At 59.7% G+C, this 21593-nt stretch carries 18 protein-coding genes and 1 pseudogene; 7 read left to right on the top strand and 12 right to left on the bottom strand.

Annotated elements, in window-relative coordinates:
* Positions 1–32: 32 nt before the first annotated feature.
* On the top strand, positions 33–4259 hold the full coding sequence (locus IHQ72_RS36065; protein WP_258124242.1) for a hypothetical protein: 4227 nt from the start codon (positions 33–35) through the stop codon (positions 4257–4259).
* Positions 4260–4429: 170 nt separating this feature from the next.
* Positions 4430–4870: a hypothetical protein gene (locus tag IHQ72_RS36060; RefSeq protein WP_258124241.1), complete on the top strand. Its 441-nt coding sequence runs from the start codon at positions 4430–4432 to the stop codon at positions 4868–4870.
* Positions 4871–4976: 106 nt separating this feature from the next.
* Here IHQ72_RS36060 and IHQ72_RS36055 read toward each other — a convergent pair whose 3' ends face one another.
* Both IHQ72_RS36055 and IHQ72_RS36050 read right to left on the bottom strand, forming a co-directional pair.
* Entirely contained in the window at positions 4977–5462 is a 486-nt protein-coding gene (locus IHQ72_RS36055) for a hypothetical protein (RefSeq protein ID WP_258124239.1), read from the bottom strand.
* A 274-nt stretch (positions 5463–5736) separates the two neighbouring features.
* Positions 5737–7392 (bottom strand): acetolactate synthase large subunit, encoded by a 1656-nt coding sequence (locus tag IHQ72_RS36050; RefSeq protein ID WP_258124237.1) that lies wholly within the window; start codon positions 7390–7392, stop codon positions 5737–5739.
* Positions 7393–7558: 166 nt separating this feature from the next.
* On the opposite strand from IHQ72_RS36050, the gene IHQ72_RS36045 reads away from it, so the two are divergent.
* A complete protein-coding gene (locus IHQ72_RS36045; RefSeq protein ID WP_374120433.1) occupies positions 7559–8506 on the top strand; it encodes a DUF5996 family protein in 948 nt (315 codons plus the stop codon).
* A 348-nt stretch (positions 8507–8854) separates the two neighbouring features.
* Here the strand turns inward: IHQ72_RS36045 and IHQ72_RS36040 are convergent, their stop codons facing one another.
* A complete protein-coding gene (locus IHQ72_RS36040) occupies positions 8855–9541 on the bottom strand; it encodes a hypothetical protein (protein WP_258124236.1) in 687 nt (228 codons plus the stop codon).
* 382 nt (positions 9542–9923) lie between these two features.
* On the opposite strand from IHQ72_RS36040, the gene IHQ72_RS36035 reads away from it, so the two are divergent.
* Positions 9924–10190 carry a hypothetical protein gene (locus tag IHQ72_RS36035; protein ID WP_258124234.1) on the top strand — a complete coding sequence of 89 codons (267 nt, stop codon included), beginning with the start codon at positions 9924–9926 and terminating at the stop codon, positions 10188–10190.
* Between the two features lie 219 nt (positions 10191–10409).
* On the opposite strand, the gene IHQ72_RS36030 is transcribed toward IHQ72_RS36035, so the two are convergent.
* The 4 genes from IHQ72_RS36030 to IHQ72_RS36015 all read right to left on the bottom strand — a co-directional run bounded on the left by IHQ72_RS36030 (position 10410) and on the right by IHQ72_RS36015 (position 14160).
* Entirely contained in the window at positions 10410–10610 is a 201-nt protein-coding gene (locus tag IHQ72_RS36030; RefSeq protein ID WP_258124233.1) for a hypothetical protein, read from the bottom strand.
* Positions 10611–10731: 121 nt separating this feature from the next.
* Entirely contained in the window at positions 10732–11985 is a 1254-nt protein-coding gene (locus IHQ72_RS36025; protein WP_258124232.1) for a DUF6508 domain-containing protein, read from the bottom strand.
* Positions 11986–12281: 296 nt separating this feature from the next.
* Entirely contained in the window at positions 12282–12719 is a 438-nt protein-coding gene (locus IHQ72_RS36020) for a CBS domain-containing protein (protein WP_258124231.1), read from the bottom strand.
* A 235-nt stretch (positions 12720–12954) separates the two neighbouring features.
* Positions 12955–14160 carry an RHE_PE00001 family protein gene (locus IHQ72_RS36015; protein ID WP_258124230.1) on the bottom strand — a complete coding sequence of 402 codons (1206 nt, stop codon included), beginning with the start codon at positions 14158–14160 and terminating at the stop codon, positions 12955–12957.
* Between the two features lie 232 nt (positions 14161–14392).
* Here IHQ72_RS36015 and IHQ72_RS36010 point away from each other — a divergent pair, with 232 nt between their 5' ends.
* From IHQ72_RS36010 to IHQ72_RS36000, 3 genes and pseudogenes are all read left to right on the top strand, one after another.
* Positions 14393–15484, top strand: a complete 1092-nt coding sequence (locus IHQ72_RS36010) for a hypothetical protein (protein ID WP_258124229.1) — start codon at positions 14393–14395, stop codon at positions 15482–15484.
* 9 nt (positions 15485–15493) lie between these two features.
* Positions 15494–16663, top strand: coding sequence for a tyrosine-type recombinase/integrase (locus IHQ72_RS36005; RefSeq protein WP_258124228.1), 1170 nt, complete (start codon positions 15494–15496; stop codon positions 16661–16663).
* A 61-nt stretch (positions 16664–16724) separates the two neighbouring features.
* A pseudogene (locus IHQ72_RS36000) lies at positions 16725–16944 on the top strand (tyrosine-type recombinase/integrase); the annotation flags it as partial.
* 18 nt (positions 16945–16962) lie between these two features.
* Here IHQ72_RS36000 and IHQ72_RS35995 read toward each other — a convergent pair.
* The 5 genes from IHQ72_RS35995 to repA form a co-directional block, all read right to left on the bottom strand.
* The gene (locus IHQ72_RS35995; protein WP_258124227.1) at positions 16963–17445 is read right to left on the bottom strand and encodes an RES family NAD+ phosphorylase; all 483 of its coding nucleotides are present in this window, start codon (positions 17443–17445) and stop codon (positions 16963–16965) included.
* A complete protein-coding gene (locus IHQ72_RS35990) occupies positions 17442–17873 on the bottom strand; it encodes an Xre family toxin-antitoxin system antitoxin (protein ID WP_236372488.1) in 432 nt (143 codons plus the stop codon). The genes IHQ72_RS35995 and IHQ72_RS35990 overlap by 4 nt, the downstream gene beginning before the upstream one ends.
* Positions 17874–17961: 88 nt before the next feature.
* Positions 17962–19167, bottom strand: a complete 1206-nt coding sequence (gene repC, locus IHQ72_RS35985; protein ID WP_258124226.1) for a plasmid replication protein RepC — start codon at positions 19165–19167, stop codon at positions 17962–17964.
* Between the two features lie 155 nt (positions 19168–19322).
* Complete coding sequence (gene repB, locus IHQ72_RS35980) at positions 19323–20309, bottom strand: plasmid partitioning protein RepB (RefSeq protein ID WP_258124225.1); 987 nt, start codon at positions 20307–20309, stop codon at positions 19323–19325.
* Between the two features lie 75 nt (positions 20310–20384).
* On the bottom strand, positions 20385–21593 hold the full coding sequence (repA, locus tag IHQ72_RS35975; protein ID WP_258124224.1) for a plasmid partitioning protein RepA: 1209 nt from the start codon (positions 21591–21593) through the stop codon (positions 20385–20387).

Below are 21593 nucleotides of genomic sequence, written 5' to 3'. Positions count from 1 at the left end.
CTGGCGCTAGTGGGATTGCGAGGGAGCGGACGGTGCTCAACAGCGTGAAAATAGTCATTACGGATGAGGCGATCTATTTCGCCAATACTGGACGGCCGATGGACCGACCCGGCGTCATCTCCATCTCGAACCAATATCTCAGTACCAAGGCGGAAGGCGCACCGATCGATAACTATAATTGCCGAGACGGCGAGCTAGCAAGCGCTATCAGCAATCAGCGCTTGGACCTTTACAGTCAGAACCTCAACGACTTGAACGCCCACGTCAACGAGGAAAATGCCGCACGACGAGACTATGCGGGGCGCGCGCTTTGGGAGTTGCTCCAGAATGCCGATGATGCCATGGCTCCAGCCGGCAGTCCCTCAAGCGAATTGATCGGAGCAAAGGGATTAGGCTTCAAGTCCGTTCTGGAACTGACAGATCGCCCTGAAGTGCATTCGGGGCAATTCCATTTCGCTTTCGATCCGGATCGATCGGCAACCATGCTTAGCAAGCTGGTTGCGAAGCCGCCGCGCTTGGTTTTCAGGTTGCCGCATACCACACTGCCTGACAAGCTGGTCAAATCGTTTCGCTCTGAGGGCTTCGCTACGGTCGTCAAGCTCCCGTACAAGGGAGCGGAAACCCGAGAGCAGGTCGAGCACAGCCTCCGCGGGCTTGCTCCGCATTTCCTGCTTCTCTGCCAGCACCTGACCTCCCTTGAGATCCAATTCGGAAATGGCACGGCTCGCCGCATGAGCAAACAGGGCGGCAGTCTCAATGGCATGGCCGTCCGAGCGGTCCTTTCGACCTTGGAAGGCAACGAGAGCCAAGTGGAAGAATGGCGGATGTGGTCGAAGCTTTGGGAGACGCCGACCGATGGATCGAAGCGGCTCAGTGCTACTATCGCCGTCAAGGTGGAAGGGAAGATTGCTATTCCGGCCCAGCGGGAGATACCTGTCCATGTCTTCTTCCCAACTCAGGAGACGATCTCGGCGCCGTTTTTGGTACATGCCGCGTTCGAACTCCGCAGTGATCGCAACCACCTTTTGGCTGGCGCGAAACACCAGTCGGTGCTCCTCGATGCACTAGGCGACCTAGCAAGCCATGCCGCCAGCTATTTGGAGCCGGCCTCCGCTCTGGAGCTCTTTCGGCCGCTGGCGAAGCTGCCTCCCGCCAATGTCACTCGGCTCGATCGCAAGATCGAACGCGCCCTTGGAATGGCGGTACATGCCGCAGAGTTCGTGCCAACTCATGGTGGGCGGCTCGTGTCACCGTCTAGCGCTAGAATCTGGTCCCACAACCTTGTTTCCATACTGGATCGTCGGCTGAAGGCGATCAGAGAGGCTCGGCTATGCGCTAAAGCGGTGATTGAGGCTGCGCCGGCGTTGCGTGAATTCGGGGCTGAGACTTTGCGAATCGCCGACTATGCTGAACTTCTCGCAAACGTGCGCTGCAAAACACTGGATGAGTGCCTTAACGCGGCTGATGTGATTCGTGATGCCTGCCTTGAGGGTGGCAATCTGACGGACAGTGCCACTGCTCTCCTCGCCAAGGGGTCGTTCTGGTTTGTGAACGATGGCAATGTGAGGCCGCTCGAGGGCAAGCAGCCTCTCGTCAACTTCCGCTCCGCAGCGTGGCCGTCATGGCTTGTGGTCGACGATCTTCATTCCGATTTTGTCAAGGCGGTCTTTCCTTCGGGTAAGGAGACAGAGAAATGGGCGCCGCTAATCGAGGGTCGTCTTCTTCGGAGTATCGACGACAAGATCGTCCACTGCCTCGTGCCCACCCTGAGCAACTGGTCCCCTAATGACTGGGCCGAACGTGGCTGGGAGGCACTTGAGACCCTCTGCGCTTGGCTTCCTGATCTGGACTGGTCCAAGATCGAGCCGTTCATTCCTAAAAAAACTCAATTGAGCGAACCGGCGCGTGCCGCATTGATAGAAACCGCGCGAGTGCCGTTTGGATCAGATTGGGTCGCGTCGGCAGATGCTTATGCAAGTGGCGAAATTGGTGGCAGCCATGAAATGGCGGAGTATTTCCGCATACAGGACGGCAGAACCGTGGTCGGCATGCCGCCAAAGGCCAACGTCGTGGGCAAAGGTCGCTGGAAAGCCCTGCTTAGATATCTAGGAGTCTCATGGGAACCGAAAATCCGGGCAATGAGTGGTCGTCAGGATCATGGCCTCCTTTGCCAATCGAGATATTGGGCTGCCATTGAAGCGTCTTCCCTCAGATACCTGAAATGCGACTGGTACGTCGACGGGTTCCCAGATGCCATTGCTGACGTGAGACCAGCTCGTCTGTTGCGAATGATCGAGGTCCTGCAGCCGGCCGTCTCGCAACTCTCAGCGGCTTACACTAAGGTTTGGGGCGTCATGCTAGCGCACCGGCCGTACCCGTTCGAATCCTGCGCTGACTACCAGTTGAAGCGAGAGGCCTATCTCCCTTGCCGACCAAGCTTTACGCACCCCGGCAATCGAGGAGCGCCATGCGATCTCTATTGGCCGCATCGAGGGCTCCCTGGAATAACGCCGACTCTGGATGTTGGATCCTTTCCTTTAGGCGAGCGTTCACGCCTGAAGAAGTTTCTTGTGTCCCAACTAAAGGTTCAGGAAAAGCTGCCAGACACGTGGGAGACATGGCTCGATTGGGCAGATGGCCTCGCTGACCACGTCGCAAGCGGAGGATCGATTTCGATCCGAGCCGCCCGCAATTTCTATGAAGAATTCGTTTCGCGCAAATTCGACGATCGCCAGCCTCGCACCCCGAAGCGGGTTGTCGCGGCAACAAGCGACAAGCTGATCGCAGTGCCTGCAAAGGACGTAGTCTGGATTGATGAGCCCAAGCTTGCCTCCCCCGAGGTGCATGCTGAGCTGCTCGCGACCCAGCCGCTGTTTCTGCCGATGCTCGACCGAGGAGCCGGCTCAGTGCAACGGTTGAAGACCAGGAAAGCAAGCGAGCTGGTCGCCGTGACCCCGGATTTCCGGGACGGGCCGATCGAGATCACTGCGCGCCTCGAAAGCCGGCTTAAATCTCGACGTCGGGCTCTCGCCGCCGTCTGCGAACGGAAAGGCGAAAAATGGGCCGAGCCCGGCATCCTCCGCTCCGTGCAAGGCCTGTCACTGACGCTGACCTTGGCTGATCAGGTCATCTCACGCCACGCGGCGGCGGCCTTCCACGTTCAGGGCACCTGGTTGATCAACCTCGATGCCGGTCTCTGGGAGGGCCTAGCGATGGCGTGTGCCGACCGTTTCCGAAATTCCGCTGATCTCCGCCTTTGGTTTGTCCAGATCCTTAAGGCGCCCAACGCTCAGGAAGTATCCGCCATTCTTCGCGATGGCGGGATCCCGAGCTACCGCCTCGAAGAATTGAGCCTTGTTGATGATGAAGCACCTCCCCCTGAGTTTGTGTCGCGGCCGACCGCATCTTTGTTAATTGAGCCGCCTGGACCTTCCCCCTTACTGCCTGAGACAGATGTCGGCCTTGGCCCACGGGAGTTCGACGAGGACCACGGCAGCGAGTATACTGGAGTGGATAAGAGCGACGGTTCCAAAGCTGATCGAGGCACGAGGTCAGACGGGCGATCGACCCAACTTCCGTCCGCTACTAGCGGTCGCTCGGGCTCCGTACTTTCCAGTGCTCTGCGCAAGCGTCCACTTTATGAGGGCGGAAGTAAGTTGAGCGGAGGTGGCACTCCCGGACGCGCGATCGCTGCAGGGGCAGCCATTCAAGCACGAGCGCTTGGCTATGCCGGTGAAGAGTGGTTCGCTAGGCGCCTCGAGAATACCATCGCAGTTGGCTGGACCCCTAGCTTCAACGTTCGGGACGAGGAAGTCCGCGAGAGCGACGTCGTGCTGTCGTCGGATTGCGATGAATGGCACATTGAAATCAAGACGCTTGCGACGGAGCGCATTTATTGGTCTGAACACGAGCGCCGGAAGGCAGAGGATAAACCCAGTAGATACCTGATGGCCTTTCTCCTCCCCGACGTGACGTCGGGCTTCAAGGTCTGCTGGTCCTGGAATCCGCTGAATGACCTTCTCCCGTGTGAGCGACGTGTAGATTGGGTCTGGGCCGCCTCTGATCCTGGGCCGCCACTACCCGCGGACTCTTGGAAACCGCTCGGCGGCCTGAAGCGCCCCGAGCGGCCGCCGGACCGGATGAATTTTGCCATCCGCATCCAGCAGGCATTCCTGGATACTCTGCCGCGCGAGAATGACGATTTGGAGCTTCTGTGGAATCGGCTGACGGCCCCCACGGTAGAGGAAGCTGCCGAATAAGCCTCTTTGAATAGGGAACCCTTAAGCTGTTATTAATCCGGCACCGCGCGGCTGATCAGCGCAATCAGCTTCTCGTCATCGAGGACCTAACCTACTGGCGGTAGGCTAATACCAACTGGTCGTGTTGCTGTCAGTTTCCGTTCAATCACATCGGATATGGGGAGATACGAGTGAAAATGCACTGGACCAAAGAAAGGATCACGGCCCTCACTCAACAAGGAAGGTATGACCTTTGGAACAATGCCAACCGTCTCGGCGCGGAAGACCTCGTACGAATGATTGAGGAGTGCGGCCTGGCATACACAGATCCCAAAGGTTTGAAACTGGACACTCCGGTTGGCCGGGAAATGGCCAAGATCGTGAATTCTCCGCAAGGGGTGGCTGCTGCTATAGGAGCCACGAACCAAGGATTGCCGGCTTTGGCCGCAATTGACCCGCTGCTGAAAGCCGCGCTCGAAGACAAGTACGCGAAAACTTACGAGGCCACGATCCAGGCCGGTTATCTCGTAACTAAGATGATGCAAAAAAATGGGTATCAAAAAACAGGTCGGCAAGGCAGCCTGATTGGTTGTGTGGCCAAGTCTGGCGAGATCTTCACACTGATCAAATGACCGGTTCCTGTGTTCCTGACAATAGATTGCTCGCCACCGTCCGCAGCACGGTCTTCGTCTCAAGCTCACAGTTGTAGGCCATAAACTCGGTCGCCGAGGGATTTGCTCAATCGTCGAGCTCGTCAAGGCTATCAAGGTCCATGCGCTTCCCGCGAGTGCGCTTCAGCGCCGGGTCCTTCAACTCACGGAGCGACGTAAATTTCCCGTTCCGCAGGACGCACCACTTACTGATAGCGCTCAGCGACACCGTTCCGCCGTTCGTTTTGCTGAAGTGCTTCTTTCGATTTTGGACGATTTCCATGGCCGGCTGGAAAGGCCTTCCATGCGACGGCTCAATGCGCTTGCCATCCATGTAGAACCCGTCCTGGCGGATTTCACCTTGGGCATCGGGCTTGCCTGCATACTTAGCCCCTCGCGACAGGAACAGGTAAAGCTTTTCACCGACCGGCAGGCGAATGCCTTCCTTGTAGTCGAAGACCTTCCGGCCATCAGCCGCAGGTTTTGCGGCCTCTTGCAGTGGCGAGAGCGCCCTCACTAGTATTTCCGATTTCGTATCGCTCGGGCTGCGGCGCAGCCCCTCTATCAGCCTCACGGCTTCTAGCCGTAGCGCTCGACGCGAGCCTGCGAATTGTAGCGTCTCACCAGAAAGCGCTACTAAGGATTCGGTTTGAGAATTGCCGGTTGGCGGTGCCCGATGAAGTGCACCTTGGCAAAGGGCACACTGGGCGCCATTTCCCGACATTGCATTGATGCTTCGGCTGCAACCAATTCATGAAGCCTCTTCCTACGAGGCGAAAGCGGCCGGGGCAGGACCGCCTGCAAGGGGCTTCTCCGCTGACTTGCAGGATTGGCAGCATAGGTTCGCCTCATTGCGATTCCTTGGCCGCGAAATGCCTGCGCAGCTCTTCGACGAGGACGCGGGCATTCTCCGAATAGTCGATCGGGACGTCCACCAGATGGACGCCGCCTCCCTTGAAGGCTTCCTCCAGCGTTGGAACCAGCTCCTCCGCTGCGCCGACGCGGGAACCGCTGGCCCCGTACGACTCGGCGTAGCGGACGAAGTCGGGATTGCCGAATGTGAGCCCGAAGTCCGGAAATCCGTCGACCGCCTGCTTCCAGCGGATCATGCCGTAGGCGGAATCGTTGAGGATCATCACGACAAGGTTAAGCCTCAAGCGAACGGCTGTCTCGAGTTCCTGGGAGTTCATCATGAAGCCGCCGTCACCGCATACCGCCATCACGCGGCGCTCGGGATAGAGGAGCGACGCCATGATCGCCGACGGCAATCCCGCCCCCATGGTCGCGAGCGCGTTGTCGAGCAGCAGCGTGTTCGCATGATGGGTGCGGTAGTTGCGGGCGAACCAGATCTTGTACATGCCGTTGTCCAGGCAGACGATGCCGTCCTCGGGCATGACCGTTCTGACGTCGTGTACGATGCGCTGCGGCTTGATCGGGAAACGATCCTCCAGGCTGCGCTCGTTGATCCGCGACAGAATCGTCTGACGAAGCTCGATGATCTTCGTGTCGGGGCTGAGCCGGCCCTCGAGCCGATCAGCGAGCACGGCCGCGGTCGTGCCGATGTCGCCGACCACTTCGGCATCGGGATGGAACACCTGTTCCACCGTCGCTGATGTGAACCCGATGTGGATGACTTTGGGGCCGCCCTTGTCCCGCATGAGGAATGGCGGCTTCTCGATCGTGTCGTGTCCAATGGCGATGATCAGATCCGAAAGCTCGATCGCATCGTGCACATAATCGCGCTCGGAAAGCGCGGCCGTTCCGACATAGAGGTTGGAGCCGCCGTCGACGGCGCCCTTGCCCATCTGTGTGTTGAAGAACGGAATGCGGCAGCGTCGCACAAAGTCAGAGAGAGGACCGACCAGCCTGGGACGATTGCCAGCCGCGCCTATCATGATCAGAGGACGCTTGGCCGCGAGTATCATCTCGGCTGCACGATTGATCGCGGCGGCATGGGCCACCGGACTTTCCAGCCGATGCACCGGAATGGGAGGAATGAGCGCGATTTTCTCACCAGCAACATCTTCGGGAAGCTCCAGGTGCACCGGGCCGGGACGCTCTTCCGTTGCAACCCGGAAAGCATCGCGTACGGCGGTCGGGATGCTGCGCGGGCTGACGATTTGCCGCGACATCTTGGTCAGCGGCTTCATTGATCCGACCACGTCGACGATCTGAAAGCGCGCTTGCCTGGCGCTGCGTATCGCCTTCTGTCCCGTGATCAGGATCATCGGCATCGCGCCGAGATGGGCATAGGCCGCGGCGGTCGAGAAATTGAGCGCGCCGGGTCCAAGCGTCGAGATGCAAACGCCGGGCCGCCCGGTCAGCCGTCCATGCGTGGCCGCCATGAAGCCGGCCGCCTGCTCATGCCGCGTTGTGATCAATTCGATCCCCGAGGTGCGCAACGACTCCAGGACGTCGAGATTTTCCTCGCCGGGGACACCGAAGATCCGATCCACTCCCTCATTCTCGAGGGCGGCAACGAGGAGGTCAGAGCCCTTTTTCAAATTTCGGCATCCTTGTGGTTGAAGCGGGACCCAAATGAACGGATCGATCCCAAGCGAAACTGACAATGCCTTGGACCTACTCTATCTCAACGGGGCGGGTATTGTGACCGGAGCGAAGGGGCACTCGCAGATTGTTGTTCAACTTTGTCGAAGGTAGGTTAGCCCGATGAACGACCGCATCCATGATCGGTGGCCGGACATACCGTATGGTCCTTGGCGCGGCACCTGCTCCGCGCTGCATCTTTATTCCCAGATCATAGGGAAATATCGGCTTGCGCGCACGCCCTGGGTGAACCATTCGTGGCACGCGACCCTCTATCCTAATGCTCGCGGCTTCACGACCGGGCTCGTGCCTGATGGAGCTGGCGGGATCGAGCTCAGCCTCGACCTGGTCGACCATCAGGTGGTCGGAGCGGCCACCGACGGACGCACTGCCCGATTTCCGCTCGAGCCGATGTCGGTCGCTTCCTTCCATGCTCACGCATTAGACCTCGTTCGCAGCCTCGGCGGGACGGCGGAGCTGAACGGCATGCCGAATGAAATCCCGAACGCGATTCCGTTCGCAGAGGACCGAGCCGAGCGGCCCTACGATGCCGATGCCGTCGCGCGCTTTTTCAAGGCAAGCATAGCGGTGACAGCCGTACTCCAGACCTTCCGCACCGCTTATCTCGGCAAGGTCAGCCCGGTGCACCTGTTCTGGGGGAGCTTCGATCTCGCAGTGACGCGCTTTTCCGGGCGGCGAGCGCCCCTGCACCCGGGTGGCATTCCCGCCCTGCCCGACGAGATCACCCGCGAAGCCTACAGTCATGAGGTTTCGTCGGCTGGCTTTTGGCCGGGCGGTGGAGCGGTCGACTTTCCCGCCTTCTATTCCTATGCCTATCCGGCACCGGCTGGCTTCGCCGCGGCAAAGATCCTTCCCGACGCCGCATACTACGAAGCGAGCCTTGGAGAATTCCTGCTGCCTTATGACGCGGTGCGCGGAGCAGCCGATCCGGAAGCGATCCTCATGGGTTTTCTCGAGAGCGCCTATCGCGCCGCTGCCGACCTCGCGGAATGGGATGCCGCCGCTCTCGAATGCGCAATCGGACAACCTCGCCGACCACGGCGCCTGTAAGTGCCTTCTCGCCCAACGTTCGTAACGGATTGCCCTAGGACCTCGAAAGCGACACTGGCTGAGAGCCTGTACGTGCACTTACAGCCGCAGAACTAAACAGCTGGCGATCGTCAAACGAGCGAATTGCGCGGATATCGTTGAAGAAGTCGGCTCGTAGTCGCGGTTCACATCAATGCGTTCGAAGGTTTGGCGCGCCAGAGAAGATGAGGAAACTGGATAGTCAGGGTGCCGAGCTATGAAGTGGGAAGCCTGTTCCCGCTGCCAAGACGAAGCGACTCGCAATAGCACGGTGTTGATCACGTCCATCCCGTATAATTGTATTAATTGCCCATTCCTTCGTCATCTGGGCTAGGTGATCCGCGTTACTAAAATGTTCACAACTACACCGCCACGAACTATCGCGTACCCGCTCTCCATGCCAAATCCTGGGCTTTCTTGATCTGATAGAGTCGAATATTGCCATACTTGGTCGCCCGGCAATATACCACACTCAGATGCGCTTCGCCTTAGCCCCTGTTCTACTTCTTCTTTTGCAACCTGCCCGCCAAGTTGGATTGGCTGCTCCCCGCTACTAGCGAGAGCAATCGCGACAGGGATATCCGTCCCGTCAGCAAGTGTGGCGAACCCTGATATGGTGTACCCAAGCTCTTCGAGTTCTTGGTTGAATTTTATGCGGTCGTCCGAGAGAAAATTGAATTTTTCTATTTCGTTCACGTAGGTACTGTACAGTATTACATCGGTGTCCTGCGACCGAATCCAATCGACTACACTTCGAACGTGATCGCTCGAGTGCATCATTCCTGGGGGCGGCACCCTTTTCCTATCCGGCAACGAAGGGGCTTCGAGATCAATTTCCTGAACGCCGGAAAACATATCGGCTACGTACACGGCGATGTTCGGTTGCCGCTTGCACTCTAGCAAAAGTGTATCCGCCAGCAGTTTTTGGGCTGTGGCCCGAATGATCACCAAGAGAGCTTCCTCTTGATCTGATCCGCTCGGATCAGCGGTAAGCTCCAAAGTGAATCTTTTCATCATGATCATCCTGAAATTCGGGTGCAGCCCTAGTTAGCGGTTAGTTGCCATAAATCGCATCTATTAAACACCCCGCCCTAATGACGCTTCGGCTTTCTTTGCCGCGCAATGCACAGCGTTGGAGGTCGGACTGTCGGCCCAGTACTTGGCAGCACCACCTGACTTTCTGTCCCGGAATTTACTATCCATATTCGATCAGTTGATGGCATCCGGCCTGTCGAAAAAAGGTGAGGAGACCACGCATTGGAATCTTTAAGCGACCGAATCCCAAACACTGAACCTTCCTCAAACTCCTCCGACAAGTCAAACAGTTGGTAGACAGCTGTGCAATATTGCGATTGGATCGAAGGCTTGCCATCTGGGGATATATTCGGAGAACAGAACCATGAACAGCCGATGGTCGGATTACCAGCAAATTGTCGTCGAGACCTATGCGGCAAGGAAGCCAGGAAAAAGCTCATTTATCCATGTTAGGCCAATTGAAGGACAGCCCTTCCCAACCAGTATGGATGTGGAATGCTCTCGTTCGATGCGTAAGAACCATCCTGTAGGCACAAAATTCCGCATCTACGCAAAGGGGATAACTAATCGGGAAGGTGGCAAACCGTTTCTTTATAGCCGCTTTGACTGGCCCTATGAGGTGATGGACTGAAGAAATTGCATCGGCGACGCACATCCTCGAACCGACCAGATCCAACAAATAAGGCAATGTGCCTGCGGCCGCCAGCCGTGATAGCTGATACTCCGGTCCGGTGGGCCGGGGCGGTTCGCAGCTCGGATAGTGACCTCGTTGGTGGGCAACTCTTAGCCGTACATCGCATCCAACCAAGGTCAGAAGTTAGCTTACGATTGGCTCTGGCCTCATTGCCTATCAGCCAGGTGAAAGGCCAAGTTTGTATCGTGCGGCGATCTCCCAAAACCAGTCACCGTCGAGGTCCACTTTTCTCTCGGCTTCACGTAAGACCGTCATCGAACGATCAAAGAAGGCATAGCAGAGCTCGTCGTCGTCATGTCGCGCGCGATAAGCAATGCCGTCCGCCCGTACCGGATGCCGGAAGAGAGCCTTGACCATGCTTGCGGGCGGTCGTACGCGTCGAAGCTTCTTTGGTAAGACACCGCCAGGAAGCAAACGTGGTGTGGTTGCCCACGCCACCTCGAATACGGTCAGCAAATACGAGCCGTTGCGTCGCTGATCAGGGCGCCGCGGCCGTTGGCGCCAGCGGATCGGCTCTTGTCAAAGATCCAGCCAAGACTGCAGCGCGCCTGACTATCCTCGGCAAAAGGCCACTTTGAAATGCGCCATTCAGCGTTCCCTCCGCAAAATGGTCGCTCCGGATCAAGGCCGTCAGCAGTCGCGCCAGCTGCCGCACATTGGCCTTCTCAATCCGGCCGGACTCATTGAAAAGACGACGCGCTTCTTCGCTCTCCTTCCATTGGACCCAGGAGAACTCGCCGTCCAAAATCCACCGGCCATCATACGCCGCTTTGACGAAAGCCATGGCGTCGTCCGACATCTTTAACCAAGGCATCTGCGTGGCTCCGTCCTTGGTTTCTCCTCCGGCCCACTCACCAAACGAGAATTGACGGTCGGCAAATTTTTCGGCGAACGCCGAAATCGCCTCCAGGTCCGGAGAGAACACCGGGTCGTTGAGGCCGTGCTCTCGGCTCATCAGCTTTCGCTTCCACAGCTCTTCGAGGCGCTCGATCCCAACGGCGCTGTTCGTAACCTCAAGCACGGACACCTGGTAGGTTCTCTTGCCGCGCTTCTTTAGCTCCACGTTACCGCCGTGGCCGCTTGCCGCATAATCAGCGAAGCGGCCCCACAGACTCTCTTCCCCTTTCGCAGATCCGACGTAGAGCTTGCCGGTTTCCTTGCATGCGAGGACGTACACGCCCTTCACAGAACGCAGCACCTCTTTCCATGACTCCGGTATCGCTTCGATCGTGTCTACATCGTGCCGGAACTCGGTGAAGCCAGGGAACGGCGGATCGGCAACCGTGCGGCGTAGCTCCAAGATTGGCTTGTCTTGGCGTTGGGCCTTTTGAATCCACGAGCGGAATCCCTGCCCCCAATCGACAACCAGAAGGCCGCGGTACGCATCGAGGCGTGGGTCGCGGTCGAGCGTATACAAATGCAGGCCTTCGACGCTCTCCGCCGAAACCGGATCGATCGTGCCGGGTGGTACGAATCCACGTTCAACAACCGCGTAGAGGCCGGTGAACAGCGTTTCGCCGGAAGGAGTACCGACAAAGCTGGCGAGGCGTGATCCTAGCGGGAAACGGTCCTTGCTCTGGATTCTCTGGTAGAGCTCCAATGCCTCCGGGTCAGTTCGCCAGAGGCTGTAGGGTGTGCGGTTGCTCTTGGATCGCCCATCTTGGTGACGAACGAGTAGCACGGTACTGGGATCAATATTCTCGGCCCGAAGGATACCATTGAATGTGATCAAATCTGAACTCCTCTGGCATCACCACGCTACGGCTGCGACCTACCGATGACGGTGCGCGACACCTATCTTCGATCTAACACGGGACTACGCACCAGCCGCGCTTGAAGCCGTTAACAGCCGAGGTCCATCGCTCAGCATGGGTGTGAACAGGCGCCACAGCGTGACCGAGATTGCAATGGCTTATCGTGCCGATCGGCGCGGAACCCCCACGCCGATTGATATTTGGGGGCGGCATGCCTGGTTCCCGCTAAGCGCATGCCGCCCCCGTCTATTTGACGCAAGCGTCCCTGAAAACCTCAGGCGGCCTGCAGGTGCCGTTCAGCGTCGCGTGCGGCAATTTTGGCAAGCGGCGCGAGGATCGAACTTTCGCCCTTCAGGGCGATATCACCCAGCGAGATGAGGCCCGTCATCCGCTTCTGCCGGTTGAGCACTGGGAGGTGATGTACCTGGTGCTCCTGCATTTGCCCAAGCGCCTGCTCCAGTGTCTGGTCCTCGAAACAGAAGAATATGCCGGGCGACATCACCGCGCGGCATGTCAAGGCTTCGAGGCGTTCGCCGGCGGCCACGCCGCGGCAGGTGATGTCGCGATCTGTGATCATGCCAACAAGCCGATCGTTCTCGCCGATCGGCACGCAACCGATACTTTCATCACGCATAACGCGCGCGACTTCCTGTATCGGCGTATCGGGGGAGTACCAACGCACTTCGCCCGTCATCGCTTCCTTTACCAGCATGGTAGCCTCCATGTGGCCTGGTCCCATCGGGATCGCGGACGGATGCAGCACAAAGACGGGACCGGGCAATGGCATTGCTGCGGACAGGTACCGCCCGCGAAGTCCGGACATAACTATGCACCCGGACGATGCGGTCTGACCAGCCCATTCAGGCGCGTGAGATCCGAAAAAACGAGCTGGCCGCAGCGCGGCCGAGATCGGTGGCTAGACAAGCACCGCCGCACGGAAAGGAGTATTAGACGATCCCCCACGCCCGGTAGCGCCCCCGGCCGGTCACCTCGCGGATGCCGAGTTCGGCGACGAGGCCGTGCGCGGCGCGCTGGCTGATTTTCAGCTCGGCCGCGATCAATCCCGCCGACACCACCGGCCGCGCCAGCACCAAGTCGATCAACGCCGGCAGGTGCGAGTTATTGCGCCGCTTCCTGAGCCGGCGCTCCATCTGGCCCTTGGCCAGCACCAGCCGGTCGAGCTCCTTCAGTCCGGCCGAGGCCGCCTCGGCGAAAGCGTCGAGGATAGCGAGCAGCCGGGCGGTCCGATCGCGCGCCCGCCGCCGTTCCCGCGGAACGACGCGCAATCCGGCATTCAGGCAAAAAAGATGCGAGCCGACCTTGCCGCGCTCCCTGAGCAGGGCGGCCACCAGCAGCGTACCGAGCCAATGTTGGTGCTGCAGCGGTTCGATGTCTTGCCAGGCCTCCCAGGCGATCGCCGCGCTCAGCACGGCCGGCATGTTTTCGCCACAGAGCCGGTCGACGACGGCGAGCCAGTCGGCCAGCCGCTGTTCCTCGTCCCAGTCGAGATCGCGGATCAGCGGCCCGAGACTGTTCGGCAAGCCCTCTCGCGCGTTTGCCCCCTGCCCTGTCGTGTCGACATCTTCGCCGTCCGCGGCGCGCGGCGCGAACTTTTCGCCCGCCAGCAGCCGGCTGGAGCGGGCCAGCACGGCGTCGATCTCGGCCAGCTCTTCGCTCAGCGCGACCGCCTGGTCGGTGTCTTCGGAAAGGCTTTCGTCGGCGTCGTCGCCCGCCCCACCGGCCGCCGTCGCGGGATAAGGTTCGGAGCCGGCACGTCCCGGACTCGCCCCGTTGCCGCCGCCCTGCCCTTCGCGCCCGCGCAAGGCCAAAATGCCAACGCGAGAAAGCGCCCAGTCGGGTTTGTGGCCAAAAATCCGGCGGCGGGCGCGCAGCACGGCGTGCGCCCGGGTGAGTTCGTGGGTCGGGGTGCGGATGTCCATATGGGTGTCGTGCAGCACGAGGTCTTCTGCATGGACGAGTTCGCCGTCGAGCCACAGCGCGGCGGCCGCGTCCGCGAAGTGGGAGCGTTGCAAAAAACCGTCGCGCAGCGGACTCTTCTGCACGCGCTCGTCGAGCCGGGCCAAAAGGTCTTCGGCGCGGGCGAGCGGCCCGATCAGGCTGTTCAGGGGCAGGCTGGAAAAATCGTAAGCCATTGATTTCTTTGTAACCGATTCGCGTAACGGAAGCTATATCGCTATTCACTTCCGTCACAGGCGATGATTCTGGGAACAAGGCTCACTATCGATAATGACCTCTTATCGATAGTGATTGATATCGCCGCCCAAATCAGCCAGAATCGCCCTCCCAGGAGCCCGCCGGCGACGACAATCGGGCTTGACATCGACGAGAAAGCGCATCTTTCGTTCCCGCCGCAGAGAACCTTGCATGACCACGGAACCCGTCCGCCTGCCCGATCCCGCTTCCGTCGAAACCGTGCTCGCATCTCTGGAGGCGCAGTCGGCCGACGCCGAGCTCGCCCCTGCCCTCAACAAGGCCTTTCCAGGCTTTGCCTTCACCGTCGTGACGATCGACGATCCCTACTGGTGCAACCCTCACGCTGTTGTCGCTGCCGACGGCACGCGCCGCGGCGACCACCGTGCCTGGATCGAGAGCGAGCTGGCCGAACTCAACGGCGATCTGACCGCCTTCTGGAACCGGCATCGCGAGGACGGGGAAAAATTCGCCGAATGGCGCGGCACCAGCGCCTTCGCCTTTGCGCCGACCGGGCCGGGCGTCGCCGACTTCGTGCAACTCTCGCTCGGCCGCGAGATCGAGGTCCTAGCCGGCCCCGTCGTTGATCCCGACTACCGCCCCAACAGCGTCGACCATCTCTTCGAGCCGACCTGGGTTTCTCGCGATTCCGCTGCTGAGGCGCAGCCGCTCGCAGGACCAGTCTACCGGCTGCGCGGCCGCGCCGGCGGCGGCATCGTTCACATGCGCAGTTTTCTGGCGCGCAGGGCCCGCATCGAACGCGAGCAGCGGGAGGCGCGCCGAACCGAGCTCGAGAACAGCGTCCTTCATGAGGTTGGGCCCGCCGGCACACGAGACATCCCGTTCCTGGAAGCCAGTCCCGGGTGGTTCGATTTTGTACCGCGCGAAAACCGCTTTTTTGCCGACTGGGAGCGGTCGAGCGCTTGCGCCCACCGCATTTTTGACCATTGGGCATTCGAGATCCACGATCTTGAGCATCGTGGCCGGCGCGAGATCGGTTTTATCCCGCGGCCGCTCAAAATGCCGGCCGGGAAGCTGTCGTTGGAAGAAGGTATTTCGGTGCACCGCCTGATGGAGCGGACCGAGGCGATCGACGCCGAGATTGGCCTGCCCTTCGCCTGGTTCTTTCTGATGACGCACGGGCACTGGGTCGATCCGGACGTCGGCCACACCATCGCCGACGGCTTGCGTGCCGGCCGCGTGCGCCTGCCAGACCGCGATGCAGCCGTGCTGCTCGCCTGGGCAGACAAAAAATATCTGTTCTGAGCCGCCGTCATGGATCTTCGCCTGCCAAAACCCGTACCCGACCAAAAACTGCGCCGTGCGGAGGCGCTCGATGCGCTGGAGTCGGTTCTGCCATTCGACCGGCGCGATTTTCTGGCCGAAATCCTCACCGACGACGATGTCGCCACTCTGCGCCATCTCGCCAAAGAAGGCATCGGCGAAAATTCGCTGCGGGCACTCGCCTCCGACCTCGGCTACCTCGAGGCCTGGTCGCTGGCCGCGACCGGTTTTTCGCTCCCCTGGCCGGCGCCGGAGGCACTGCTGATCAAATTCGTCGCGCATCACCTGTGGGATCCCGCAAAGCGTGAAACCGACGTCTCGCACGGTATGCCGGAAGACGTGACCGCGGCTTTGAAGTCGGCCAAACTGTTGCGTGTCGATGGACCGCACGCGCCGAACACCGTACGCCGGCGTCTGTCCAGCTGGTCGACGCTGACCAAATGGCGCGGTCTTAGGGGAAAATTCAACGCGCCGGGACTGCAGAGCGCGATCAAGTTGGCGGTGCGCGCCAGCGCCCGCCCCCGCGGCCGCAAGAGCAAAAAGGCGGTGACCGCCGATATTTTGACCACCCTGCTCAACATCTGCGCCGGCGACCGTCTCGTCGACGTGCGCGACGGCGCTCTTCTCATAACCGCCTTTGCGTCCGGCGGCCGCCGCCGCAGCGAGATTGCTTCGCTCCGGTTCGAGCAGATCGTCGAAGAAGAGCCGGTACCCACCGATCCCAAGGCTCCCGGCGGCAAAAAACTGCCCTGTCTGTCGATCCGGCTCGGCCGGACAAAAACGACACAGGCCGACAGCGACGCATTCGTGCTGCTCGTCGGCCGGCCTGTTCTGGCCCTGAAAGGCTGGCTCGAGCGCGCCGGGATCAGGGAAGGCGCCGTGTTTCGCGGCATCGACCGCTGGGGCAATCTCAAAAAACGCGCGCTGACGCCGCAAGCGGTCAATCTGATCCTCAAGCGCCGCATCGCCGAGGCCGGGTTTGATCCGATGGCGTTTTCCGCCCACGGCCTGCGCTCCGGCTATCTCACCGAAACCGCCCGTCGCGGCATTCCGCTGCCCGAAGCCATGCAGCAGTCGCAGCACCGCTCGGTGCAACAGGCGTCCAACTACTACAATGACGCCGAGCGCACGCTCGGGCGGGCGGCGCGGATCATCGTCTGAGCCGCAGATCGATCCGACACATCACAGCTTGCGGCGTCAGCTCCAGGACAATTGGTTCGAGGCAGCCGCATTTGCCGGCGGGCGCGGCGACCGGTCGGAAGGCGAACGGGGCCAAAAGTTCTCCGGCCATTCCCTGCGCGCCGAGCTTGCCTTCGTCGGCCGAGGTCGATGAACATTTTGTGCAAAAGCAGCTCGGCCACACCTCGGCGGAGATGACACGCAAATACCAGCGCCGACGTGACCCGTTCCGTGCTAATCTCACCAAGGCCTCGAGGCTGTAGGCGACAAGCCCCTCCCCGTTACGCGCCAAACAGCCGCCGGTCCCAGTAGACCGGCTGGTGCAGACTTGTCTGGATCCTTGAAAACTCCGGATGCGCCGGATTGATCAGCACATTGCAATCGAGACGCGCCACGACACTCGGCACCAGCAGGATGACGCTGCGCCGGTCTAAACACCAGGTTTCGCCAAATCCCTTGCTCACCGTCGCCGGCATCGTGTCCCAGCCGGGCAGTGACGGCTGGGAAAAGACCTCGTAGCTCAGTCCGCGCGGGATTGTGATTTCGATGTAGTGCTGGTTGGGCGGCAGTCGGCCGCTGCCATGCACCAGCTTTTCCAACAGGGCGGTCGAATAGTGCTCGCTGGTGTAGATGATAGGACTTCCGGGCGTATTCCATCGACCTGGCGCGACTGTCGAGCCGGTCGCATCGAAGATCGGGTAGGTGCCGGCCGGATCGCCGATACGAAAGGACGATAGCGTGCGATCGAGAGTCTGCGCCGTCACGCAGCACTGCCGTACTTCAGACCTGCGAGGATATCGACCACCATTTCGGCGCCGAACTCGCTCAGGATAACGACGTCGATCGGTCGCTTGTCCTCGATCATCGGGTGCGGCCGAAACAAGAAATCGCGCGCTTCCTCTTCGTTCTGCCAGACATCGACAGCAAGGCCCCAGACGCGCGCCACGCGGGCCAATCGTGTACCCTCGTCCGACGAGAGGCGATGTACCGCCTTGCGCCGCTCGTAGGTCGCCTTGGGGATCAGCCGGTATTTGAACTGAGCATCGCCAGGCGCCAGAAGATGCGCAACGCGCTCGAGCGCGCCAATGGGAAGTCCATGCTCGATCCGGGAGATCAGCCCGAAAGGCGACCGCGCCGCCACCTCTTTGACGGGCAGCCCCAACACGTCGGCGACATTTCCGAACGCTAGCATTTCACTCTCCATTCCATTTGAGGCAAAATATAGCCTCACTTGATGCGTCATGCAAGCCCCGCATCAGCGCGAACGGATCCGCCAACGGCTACCCTGTCATCTTCGCAGTCGCGCCGTTCGCTCGCAATGCCGCCATCAGCATCGGCCCGACCGAAAACTCCCCTGCCCTCGCCTTCTCGGTCAGAACGCGCAGATAGCCGCCAGCTGACTCGATGTGCTGTGCCCGCTGCAGAATGCAGGCAATCACCACCGCGGCGATCTCCTGACCCATGACATGGCAGGCATCCTCATACGCAGACGGCGAAACGCCCAGGTATCCCCGCACCTGGGCGGCGGTTATCATGAAATCGCGCCAGTTGCCGATCCCCTCAACGGCGTAGTCCGCGATTTCGGGGCAGGCCTTCAGCACTAGCCCCAGCGGATAGGTTTTCGGCGGCTCTGCGGTCCTCGTTAGTGGCTCGGCCGCCGCCCCGCTTTTTTCCAAAGCAGGTTCAAATTCAAAAATAGAGTCGGTATTTGAATCAGATTGCTGCCGCTCGCTTTGGGACTCATTGCCGCTCGGAATCGTAGATTCCATATGGATTTCCAGCAGCTTATCCACGTCGTCACGCAACGCTGCCAGATCGGCCACGATAGGCTCGAGCTCGGCAATGCGGGCTCGGCGCGGAATTGTCTCCACAACGGCGCGGAAGCGCCTCCACAGGCCTCCCCAGTCGCCCGCCACGTCTTCCTCAACGGCCGCCTCGACCAACTTCTGGATATCCCGGCGGTGCAGCGTAATGCGTTCCCTCATTAGCCTGAGCGCCCTGTTGTCGGCGCGGACACGCTCGGCCGCCGCCTCGCACTCTTGAGCACGGGCCAGCAGCGGCGCCAGCGAGAAGCCAAATGCTTCCTCGATCTCCCCACCCCTGCCCTTGCGTGCATAACGCTTGCCGTTCGGGCTGTCCCGACGGATGACTAGACCGCAATCCACCAGCTCCGCCAGGTTCCTCCGCAAGGTGGAATCGGGCATGCCGTGCGCCCTGAGGGACAGCTGAGCGTTCGAGGGAAACACGATGAGGCCGTTTTCCTCACTCAGCTCGCTGTCAGGATAGAATGACAGCAACGCATTCAGGACGGCCAGGGCGCGATCGCCGATGCCGATGATGCTCTTGCCCTCGCAGAGGTTGCGATAGATCTGCCATTTGTCAACGACCCTGCCTTTGGGGATCTCACGTGACTCGTTTTGCGCTGCCAGCATGGCAAGCGACATCGGCCGCCGCCCAAAGGGCGTCGTTGCTATACCCGTCTCCATTTCTTCCTTTCGCCTTCAATTAGGCAAAAGAAATCCGTCCGCCGAATCGACGCTTAAAACTCTTGACACTGATTCGTGGAAATGAGATTCTCGGCTTGCTACAGATCGAGAAGGGCTTCCACGGTTCGCCGTCGGGGGCCTTTTTCTTTTGCGGTTCAGTCTCCTGTTGCTGTCCTCTCCGACTTCCTGAACGCCTCATAAAGGTCGCCCAGATTGTCGGAAATCCACGTTCCAAAGCGGCCGCCATCTGTCTCCTTCACAGCGATTGTGACGGCCCTGCCTGCCTTCTTGACACTGACGCTAACTGATTTGTCCTCAGGAGCCCAAGATTGTGCCTCGGGCTTTACACTGGCCTTGCGAACGGGCTTCCCCTTGGCATTCAGGGCCGCAAGCAACCTTTCGAAGCGTTCGTTGCTTTCCAACTCACCGAATTCGGGTTCGGACTGGATTTCAGTAACCATGTCGGATTTCTTGCCGACAAGCAGGGACAGTTCGACCCACCGCTCGCGACCGACAGACGCAGCTGACCCAATCTTGCCGATGACAGATGCCGGAATCCTTGTGACAACTGACACCATCTTCGAGACAGCAGCGGCGTTCGAGGCTAATGCCGACGAGATGACATCTCTGTCGTATCCTAAGTCTTCAAGGCGCTTTGCGAACATCGCCTTCTCGATGAAACTGAGATTTGCCCGAGCAGAATTCTCCTGACCCTGGGCAATGACATGAGTCTTGTCGTCGATCTCCTTGACGACCGCCCTCACCTTCCGCCCCAGTTCGCCGGCAACTCGGACGCGGCGATGGCCGAAAACGATCATGTAGCGGCCGTCGATACCGGGATGCGGACGAACAAGTATGGGAGTATCCTGACCCCTCTCCCGGATCGCTTCCAGCAGTTCTTGATACTGCTCCTTGTCGTCGCCCATGCGGTCGGAAACGAACGAGCCGTCGATGACGTTTGGATCGAGTTCGACCACATGCTCGCCTTCAAGATACGCATCCGCTTGCTTTGCCAACTCATTGACTGAGCGGATCATAGATTTCGAAGCGCCGCGGATCGGATATGCCGCCGTGGAGGTAGACGACACCTGGTCGTCGGTCTCCGTTTCTGAGAGGCCTGCAAGAAGGTTCTTACGTGCCATATTTGTCTACCTCCAGATAGCGCCTAGTCCATTGAATGCATTCGAAAAAGATCCGATTTTGTCAGCGGACAAAAGTCAGCGCCCCCATGCTTTATGAATCAAGTCGGCGACTTCACCGTTTACGACTTCCAGCGCATCCATTGCCCGCTCGTATGTGGAACGGGTCATCGCATTCTTCTCAACTTCGTAGAGGGTCTGCTTGGTAATCCCCGCATCGGAAATCGCCGTCGATTTCAGCATCTGGTTCTTGAGAATGAATTCGCCAAACAGCGTATGCAGGAACGCGACCATCTGCGCTTGCGGCTGATCCGTGGGTTCGAATCGAGTAACAAGATAGCGATACCACTCCAGGTTCACCTCGGCACCCGCCGCCCTGATCGGATCGAGGATGTTCCCGAGCATCAGCAGAAACTGGCCCATGCTCATCACGTCGAGCATCTGCGGATGGATCGTGATCAACACCGACGTCGCCGCGGTCAGTGCGGTGATCGTCAGATACCCGAGCTGCGGCGGACAATCGATAACTACGACATCGTAGCGATCGTCGACCTCCGTCAATGCCGTCGAGATGCGCGTGAAGAACGCCCTGCCCACATTCGAGGACCTGTCGGTCATTGCCAGAGGCGTGTCGTATTCGAATTCCTGCAGCTCTAGGTTCGCAGGGACAATATCGAGGCCCGGGAAATTCGTTGGCTTGATGATTTCCGAGAGAGGCACCTTCTGGTCGTCATATCGAATCGAGTCGTAAAGCGATTTCGTCTGGTCGAGTTCAGGCTGGAACCCATGCAATGAGGAGAGCGACGCCTGCGGGTCGAGATCGACAGCTAGGACACGGTGCCCGGTCAGCGCAAGATATTGGGCGAGGTGGGCAGCGGTGGTGGTCTTACCGCTGCCGCCCTTGAAATTGACCACAGCTAGGATCTGAAGCTTCTCGCCCGGCCGCCGATGGGGAACATACATTCGGGCGTCGGATCGCCCGTACTGGTCGAGATACTGGCGCAGCTCAAGCATCTGTTCAGCAGTATACGACCGCCTGCCCGACGTTGAGGTTTCAGGCACCGGGCCTTTGCCTTCCAGATGCAGTTTCTTCAGATGGCTTTGGGAGACCCCAAGATACGTGGCAACCTCGGCCAGCGAGAACGAGCGAAGATTCTTCTTTGCATGGGGAGGGAAGCGCTGCATCGAGAGTAGGTGCAGCTTCTTCGATATCTGGTCGCCCTGCTCGAGAATGCTTTTCTCGAACAGCAACGGGATTTTCGTGGGAACGGGCGAACTCACGTTCAT

It is taken from the genome of Mesorhizobium onobrychidis (assembly GCF_024707545.1).
Lineage (GTDB): Bacteria > Pseudomonadota > Alphaproteobacteria > Rhizobiales > Rhizobiaceae > Mesorhizobium > Mesorhizobium onobrychidis.
This window is presented reverse-complemented; position numbering and strand designations above follow the sequence as displayed.